8 protein-coding genes are annotated in these 7,827 nt (G+C 61.8%); 1 reads left to right on the forward strand and 7 read right to left on the reverse strand.

What is annotated here, in order from left to right; genetic code table 11:
* The first annotated feature begins 130 nt into the window (after positions 1-130).
* Entirely contained in the window at positions 131-634 is a 504-nt protein-coding gene (locus B3M58_RS21520; RefSeq protein ID WP_296222354.1) for a phosphate-starvation-inducible protein PsiE, read from the forward strand.
* 134 nt (positions 635-768) lie between these two features.
* Here the strand turns inward: B3M58_RS21520 and B3M58_RS21525 are convergent, their stop codons facing one another.
* From B3M58_RS21525 to B3M58_RS21555, 7 genes are all read right to left on the reverse strand, one after another.
* Positions 769-2,898: a DEAD/DEAH box helicase gene (locus tag B3M58_RS21525; protein WP_414704122.1), complete on the reverse strand. Its 2,130-nt coding sequence runs from the start codon at positions 2,896-2,898 to the stop codon at positions 769-771.
* Positions 2,895-3,053, reverse strand: a complete 159-nt coding sequence (locus B3M58_RS21530; protein WP_296222356.1) for a hypothetical protein — start codon at positions 3,051-3,053, stop codon at positions 2,895-2,897. Before B3M58_RS21530 ends, B3M58_RS21525 begins: the two co-directional genes overlap by 4 nt.
* Before the next feature lie 131 nt (positions 3,054-3,184).
* Complete coding sequence (gene topA, locus B3M58_RS21535) at positions 3,185-5,089, reverse strand: type I DNA topoisomerase (protein WP_296222358.1); 1,905 nt, start codon at positions 5,087-5,089, stop codon at positions 3,185-3,187.
* 98 nt (positions 5,090-5,187) lie between these two features.
* A complete protein-coding gene (locus B3M58_RS21540) occupies positions 5,188-5,367 on the reverse strand; it encodes an Rmf/CrpP fold protein (protein ID WP_296222428.1) in 180 nt (59 codons plus the stop codon).
* A 381-nt stretch (positions 5,368-5,748) separates the two neighbouring features.
* A complete protein-coding gene (locus B3M58_RS21545; protein WP_296222360.1) occupies positions 5,749-6,210 on the reverse strand; it encodes a single-stranded DNA-binding protein in 462 nt (153 codons plus the stop codon).
* A 13-nt stretch (positions 6,211-6,223) separates the two neighbouring features.
* Positions 6,224-6,763: a DUF3158 family protein gene (locus tag B3M58_RS21550; protein ID WP_296222361.1), complete on the reverse strand. Its 540-nt coding sequence runs from the start codon at positions 6,761-6,763 to the stop codon at positions 6,224-6,226.
* Between the two features lie 5 nt (positions 6,764-6,768).
* Positions 6,769-7,503, reverse strand: coding sequence for a PFL_4669 family integrating conjugative element protein (locus B3M58_RS21555; RefSeq protein WP_296222362.1), 735 nt, complete (start codon positions 7,501-7,503; stop codon positions 6,769-6,771).
* Between the last annotated feature and the right edge of the window lie 324 nt (positions 7,504-7,827).

Here is a 7,827-nt window from a genome sequence, read left to right on the forward strand (position 1 = left end):
ATTTATTCTGCCGCGCGGTGCCTTTTCGGTGTTTGCCGGCTTCTCCTAAGCGCTGGTCTTTTTCCTGCATGGCCTAACTGTCACCGCGCCGGAGCAGCATCCTGCTGGCGCGAATCAAGGAGTTTCCGTGGTGAAAACAAACTGGGCCGAGCGTGCGCGCGAGCGCATGCATGAGCAGGCTGAATCCCTGGGCAATCTGTCGATGGAGGCGTTCCACTACCTGGCGCTGTTCGCCATCGGCGCGATCACCGCCTGGGCGGCGGTGATGGCCTTTCTCGGCATGCTGGAAAAGGGTCACATCACCGTCGATGACATCCTGCTGCTGTTTATTTATCTGGAATTGGCGGCGATGGTGGGGATCTATTTCAAGACCAACCACATGCCGATCCGTTTCATGATCTATGTGGCCATTACCGCGCTGACTCGCCTGATGATTTCCGACATTTCGCACAATCACACGCCGGATTGGGGCGTGGTGATGGTTTCCGGGGCGATTCTGCTGCTGGCGTTGGCGATTCTGGTGGTGCGTTTTGCCTCCTCGCGCTTCCCTTCGGTGCAAGTCGACGGCCCGCGCAAACGCCGCAATAAGGCCGATGAGGCAGCGGAGAAGGACGACACCCAGGACGACGATTAGCCAATGCGGCCTGTCCGCCCGCCACATGAGTCGTCGGGCGGACAGGCCGCAGGGGTGGCCAAGGCTTTGCCATGTCCACCCTATGGTTTATCTGGATTGCCGGCGGTTTGGGTTGCCGGGACCCGCTTGCAGCCTCAGGCGCCGAGCGGGGCGAACAGCGCTGCCAGGTCATCTTCGCTGAGTTGCCACTGCGCCTGGCTGCCGCCTTCCAGCACGCCGCGCGCGAGGTTGGCTTTGGCCTGTTGCAGCAGCTGGATCTTTTCTTCCACGCTGCCGCGAGCGATCAGTTTGTAGACGAACACCGGTTTGTCCTGGCCGATGCGGTAGGCGCGGTCGCTGGCCTGGGCTTCGGCGGCCGGGTTCCACCAGGGGTCGAAGTGGATCACCGTGTCGGCGGCGGTGAGGTTCAAGCCGGCGCCACCGGCTTTCAGGCTGATCAGAAAGATCGGCAGCTCGCCACTCTGGAAGCGTTCGACGGGGGTGCGGCGGTCTTGGGTGCTGCCGGTGAGTTTGACGTAGTCGATCCGCCGCGCCTGCAATTCGCGTTCGATCAGTGCCAGCATCGAGGTGAACTGGGAGAACAGCAGCACCCGCCGGCCCTCGGCGAACAGTTCGTCGAGCATCTCCAGCAGGGCGCTGAGCTTGCCCGAATCGTGGCTCTTCAGGTGCGTATGATCGCTGTCCAGCAGGCGCAGGTCGCAGCAGGCCTGACGCAGGCGCAGCAAGGCTTCGAGGATGACGATCTGGCTGCGCGCGAGGCCCTGGCGGGCGATTTCCGCACGGACTTTCTGGTCCATCGCCAGGCGCAGGGTTTCGTAGCGATCACGTTGCGCAGGGCTCAACTCGACCCAGTGGGTGATCTCGGTTTTCGGCGGCAGCTCGCGGGCCACCTGTGCCTTTTTACGCCTTAGCACGAAGGGTTTGATGCGCCCGCGTAGATGCGCCAGGCGCTGTTCGTTGGCGTGCTTCTCGATGGGGACGCGGTAGTCGCGGTTGAAGCTCTTGCTGTCGCCGAGCCAGCCGGGCATGAGGAAATTGAACAGCGACCAGAGTTCGCCGAGGTGGTTTTCCAGCGGTGTGCCGGTCAGGCACAGACGTTGCCGGGCCTGCACCTGAGCGGCGGCGAGGGCGGCTTTGCTGCGCGGGTTCTTGATGTTCTGCGCTTCATCGAGAATCAGCAGGTGATAGGTCTGCGCCGTCAGTACCTTGAGGTCGCGCGGCAACAGGGCGTAAGTGCTGAGCACGATGTCGTGCGCGCCGATCAGCTTGAATTGTGCGCGGCGTTTGCTGCCGTGCAGCGCCAGTACGCGCAGTTCGGGGGTAAAGCGCGCGGCTTCGTCCTGCCAGTTGGGGATCAGGCTGGTCGGCATGACGATCAATGCCGGCTGCGTCAGGCGCCCGGCGTGTTTTTCGCAAAGGATATGCGCCAGGGTTTGCAGGGTTTTGCCCAGGCCCATGTCGTCGGCCAGGAGGGCGCTGGTCCGCTGTAACAGATGACGGATGCCGGCGGGCTGATGATCCAGCAGCGAGTAGCTCAATAGAGCCTTCTCGATCTGCGCATCGGTGTACTCGGTGCGCTCGATGGAGGGCACGGCCGCCAGGTAGACGTCAGCTGAGGTCTCGTCCTCGGAAGCCTTCGCGACCTGCTCCTGGGCCGGGCCGCCCAGGCTGATGCGCGTGATGGACTCGACTGGGGCGACGGTCCCATCACTGAGCAGTTCCTGGACCGTGTCCAGGATCTCGAATTGCTCCTCGGACAGGCCCAGTTCCAGGATCAGGTTGCTGCGGACCAGCTCCGCAGAAGCGTCGATTCTCCAGGAGCGGGAGTGCCCGAGGAAGATTCCCCGCATGCGTCTGGCCACCGCCACCATCCCGGGGTGGTAGTCGCCGGACAGGAGAATGCCGCCCTGAGCGAGTGGGGCGATCCGGAAGACCAGCCTCCAGGTGAACGCTTGCCGATCGGGCGCGGCCTGGGCGGCTTCCTGTTTCTGACAGAACGACTGCCAGGATTCGGCGTAACGCCCGTCGACCAGCTCCATGAGGCCATGGAAGAGTAGGTCCAGCTCGGCCAGCAGCTTGCCTTTGGGCAACCGCCAGTACCGGTAGAGGGGATGCTCCGACCGGCGCAGGTAGAAGCCATCGCGCTCGAGGAGCAGACGGTTGGCTCCCTCTACGAACTGTAACTGCAGACCGAAGTCATACCCGTCGAAGATGGCATTGCTCAGCAGCTCCGGTCGCCGATTCATCAGGCGTGGTCGGCTCATGCTTCGCCCAGCCGCTGGATGATCCATTGCTGAGGCTGCGACCGGAAGTGATCCGCCCAGATGTTTGCGACAGCGATCTGCTGTTTCGAGTAGTTCTGCAGGGTGGGATCAAGCAAGGTCTGATCCGATGCCGAAGGCGTCTCCTGTGTTGCCACGCGTCAACTCCTCTATAAGCGCATGGCACTGTTGGCTGTCCAGGTCCTTGGTTTCTATGGCAAATGCGTACTTGGGCTAGGGCAGATTTTCCGCACGGCAGCAGCCTTTACGCGAAAAATCGCGCCTGCTGCTACAGCCCCTTGGGCTTGTCGAAGTTCGGCTTGCCGTTCAGGTTGGGGTAGCTGACCTTGCATCCACTGGACTTGTAGCCGGTGCAGCCCCAGAAGTCGTAACCGCCTTCCCCCTTTTTCTGACGCTTTGCGAGGGGTTGACCGCACTCGCCGCATTTGAATTCGGAGCTCGGCGTCGCGGCCGGCCGGGACGATTGCATCGGCACACTGGGCAGCCCTCGCTGTTTCGACAGTTCCTCCTCCAGGCGCTTGTGCAGCCGGGAGACCACAGCACCGTAGGTGTCCTGGCCCTGGGCGATCTGGTCCAGGTCGCGCTCCAGTTCCCGTGTGAAGTCGAGCTCGACGAAACTGAAGAACCCTTCCAGCCGCGCGATCGTCTCCTCTCCCAGGCCGGCCGGGATCAGCTTGCGACTCTTCTCCTCGATCAGGCCCTTGCTGGTGATGTTCTTCATGATCGAGGCGAAAGTGCTCGGACGGCCGATGCCGCGGCGTTCCATCTCCTTGATCAGGCTGGCCTTGGAGTATCGCGCCGGTGGCTGGGTTTTCTTCTTCAGCAGCTCGCCGCTGTGAACCGGGAGGATCTGTTTAGGGGAGAGCGCGGGCACTGGGTTGTCCGCCTCGGCATCCTCGTCATCGTCGGTGTCGTCGCCCAGCAGGAGCTTCATCCAACCGAGATAGGCGATCGTCTTGCCAGTTGCGGTGAAGCGCAGAGGCTTCCGATCCGGGCCTACGGCGAGCAACTTGGCAGTGCGCACATCGTAGATGGCAGCCTCCAGTTGGCTGGCCAGTGCGCGGATCCGAATGAGTTTGTACAGCGCCTGCTCTTCAGGATCCTCTCCGGCGACCTCGTCGGCCCAGTAAGTTGGGGTGATGGCAGGGTGGCCTTCCTGGGCGCATTCTGCCGCGTTGAACGTCCTCCGCTCGGTGACGGCATTCACGCCCAGCGAGCTGGACACCTTGCGGATGTCCTCCATAGCCTCGTCCGGTACGTTGGGGTTGTCCGTGCGGTGATAGGTGATGACGCCTTGCTCGTAGAGGCGTTGCGCGACCTGCATGGTCTTGTCTGGATCCCACTTCAGGGCGTTGCTCGCTGCCTGTTGCAGCGATGAGGAGATGAAGGGCGCCGGTGGGTTCCGCTCGGACCGGCGGTCTTCGCACGCCTCGACCACCACGTTGCGAGTGGAGGCGACCAACTGGGCGAGATTGCCGTCCCGGATATAGGGGGGCTCCTTGGTTGTGAAGTCCGGTACCGGCTGCCACTCAGCACTCCAGGTGGTTTTGCCGTTGGGGGTGACGAAGTGCAGTCGGGCGCCAAAGTGGTTGATTACCACGCAGTTACGGATCTCGCGTTCGCGCAGTACCACCAGGTAGACGGCAGGCGACTGGACGCGCCCGGCTGAAGTGGGTTTGCCCATCAGGCGGCGGAGTTCCTGGGTCACCAGGTAGCCCACCAATCGATCCAGGACACGGCGACACTCCTGCGAGGCAACCCTGTTTAGGTCGATCTGCCGTGGATTGGCCAAGGCCTCCTGGACACGCTTGAGGGTGATCTCGTTGAAGGTGATGCGCTTGTAGTCTTTGACTCCCAGCACCTGCTGGATGTGCCAGCTGATGCTTTCGCCCTCGCGATCCGGGTCAGTGGCCAGGTAGATTTCACTCGCCTGTTTCGCTGCAGCCTTTATGGCTCGCACATTCCGCGAGCTTTTCTCCAGGACTTCATACACCGGGGCGTAGTTTTTGCGCACGCCGGTGGTGATCATCGTGTCGTCCTGGCCCTTGGCCGGGAGGTCGCGGATGTGACCGCCGCTGGCGATCACCTGCCAGTCTTCACCTGGGCGCAGCTTCTTCATCATCGGCTGCAGCTTCTTCAGCTTGCCGGGTGCCTCGATGATCAACAGCTTCATGGGATACCCCTCTCGATTTGCCAGAGACCGACTGTCGTGGCAGCAAGGGAGGAGCTTCAACTGGAAATGGTCACCGGGCAGGGGGAGCTTTTCAGGGGCTAAAGGTCAAGTGACAGCTGTTGTGCCTGGGCAAACCCTTTCAGCCAGGACGCCCGCATTGCAGGATGACTATATGGGCAGGCATGCACTGGTAGCCCTTTCCGGGCGGCCTCGGCACCGGCAGATACTACGGCACGATGGGGGTTGTTGAGCCGACGCCTGTCTGCTGGCTTCTGCATCTTGATCGAGTCCTGCATGGGCATAGTCTCCCGATGAGCAAGTCAGTCGAACGGTAGCGTCACGCTTGGGTGATTTTTTAGTGGCCGCCAGAATTCTACAGACGTTGCCACAGTTCGCCGATGGGAAAGCTACCAATCAGCGAGAGTTTCCCGAATGGCGCGATTTTACCTGGGCGCATGTCGAGCCGAGAAACACCAGTACAACTGGCCGACCACCGAATGGTCCGTTGACACCAACAGCCAGCCTCTGGGATTTCCCACATCTTCATCTACCTGCATGTTGCAACTCCCCCCAGGGTTCCAGAAATGAGAAGGGGGCGACGATGAACCGTCTCCCCCTCCACCAGCAGCTTCCCGAATGGGGCCGAAATTAAGCCCCTATCAGAGGGGCTCGTCTGGATCGGGATAGGCATCCTGATCGGCGTTGAGCGGCAGTTGGGGTTGTGGCCGATTGCCCTGCTGACCATTTGCACCCTGCGAAGCACTGAGCGTAACCGCCGTGATGCGGTGCGGGAGCATACCGACCCGACTGGCCTGGATCTTCAGCGCTTCGAACTCGCCCTCGTTGTTCTCCCAGCGATCCATAACCGCACGACCTGACACAGTCACGCGCATGCCTTTCTGGAACAGGCGCGAGTAGTTTTCAGCGTCCTTGTGCCACCACTCGACGTTGGCCCAGAAACCTCCTTTGTCTTCGTAACCGCCGTTGCCGTCCGGCACCGAGTTGTCGAAGTAGATGTTGAGCCGCAGCAGGCGCCGTGGCTCTTTGTTGCCGTTGGGGAATTCCTTGAACTCCGGTGCGGAGCCAATGTTGCCTTCCCAGCTTTGTACGGATGTACCCATGAGCGTTCTCCGGTTAGTTGTGTTGCATGAGGTTGGTGCCCTGCTGCAGCCGCTCCATGAGCACGGCCTCGGCCTGGCCCATCTTCTCGGCGCATTCGGCGGCCTGTTTGCCGATGGAGTGGATCAGGCTGATCTGCATGTTGAGGGTGATGCGCTGCAGCTCCAGGGCGTAGAGGTCCTGCAGCATCGGTATTGGTGTCTTGGGGTGGCCGACCATCTCCGCCCAGACGCCGACACCCATCCTGCGAGTGGCGACGTGCTGCCAGCGCAGGAACATGGTTCCGGCCTGGGTGTTCTGCTCGGTCAAGCGGACGGGCAGGAGGGTGAAGGGATGGCGCCGAACCTGGGCCAGCACGCCCTGGGCAAGCTCTTTCAAACCCACCTCCAGCACGCGGCATTGCTCCGCAAACTGGGCCAGCTCCCCCTTACCTTTAAAAGGCTTTAAAAGGCCCTTTAGTGAGGCACCCTGTTGCAGCCTCTGAAAGGCATCCTGTTGCAGTGGCCGGAAGGCAGCCTGTTGCAGTGTCTCGTTGGAGGAGCCGATCTGCCACATACCGATCAGTCCTCGCCGTCGCCGATGTCACCGGAGAACGGCTCCGGCGACTCGCTTTCCGGCTGTCCGCGAGTGATCGGCGGAGCGAACGTGGAGCGGCGAGTGCCCTCCAGGATGTCCTGGGGAATCTCGCCGTGACGTTCGTACATCTTGCGAGCTGCTTCAGCCTTCGCATTGTTCGCGGCGAAGTCGTCACGGCAGGCCCCCGAGTAGCGGTAGATCTGTGCCAGCCCGAAGAGTTTGCGGAGCACGGCAGCACCCTCGTCGATCCACAACTCCATGTCACGGCGGCCGATCAGGCCGACGTGCTGGGCCAGCAGGATGCGTCGAACGATCTCGTCATAGGAGGTCAGCAGGTAGACGGCCTTGAACCCGAGGGGGTTGGAAATATAGAGGGGAAGCCTGACCGGCTGGATCGACAGGTTGTTGCTGATGCTGATCGCGGGCGGCAGGTTCGCCATCACGTCGTCCAGCCGCTGGTCGATATCCTTCAGCGCGGCGTCGGACTCATTGATCTTGTCCTCCAGGTTGATCATCCACCAGTCGGAGTAGGGATCGTCCTGGGTGGCACCACGGGTCATGCGGTTGATGATGGAGCAGAATCCGGACAAACCGATGATTCCCGGCTTCTGCTCATTCTTGGGCCGCCCCATCCAAATGCGGGCAGCGTGGTGCGTGTGGAGGGTGAGCTGCACATCGCTCCGCAGGGAGCCAATGTTGAGCCGGTAGTTGTCAGCCATGGTGCGGTTTTTCCTTACGGGGAAGTTTGCGCCCATGCTGCAATTCGGTCGCTGGCGGTGCAGCAAGAAATCCATAGCCCGACGGAAGGGGATTTGTTGTTGCCTCTATATGAGGGGGAAGCGGTGCTGCTTCTTATAGACGTGGAGCAGGCCGCACCACCCAGTTGTCCGCCGGTGCCGGTGCCGACGCCCTGGTCCTGGCTGGAGTGGTGCCCGGGGTACCACCCAGTTGCCCTCCGGCGCCGCTGCCCTGGTCGGACAGCTATTCGGGCCGAATAGCTCTCGGCTCGCCGTCGGCGTTGGTACCGCTGTCTTAGTCTGGTC

This window comes from Pseudomonas sp. UBA2684 (assembly GCA_002354655.1).
Taxonomy (GTDB): domain Bacteria; phylum Pseudomonadota; class Gammaproteobacteria; order Pseudomonadales; family Pseudomonadaceae; genus Aquipseudomonas.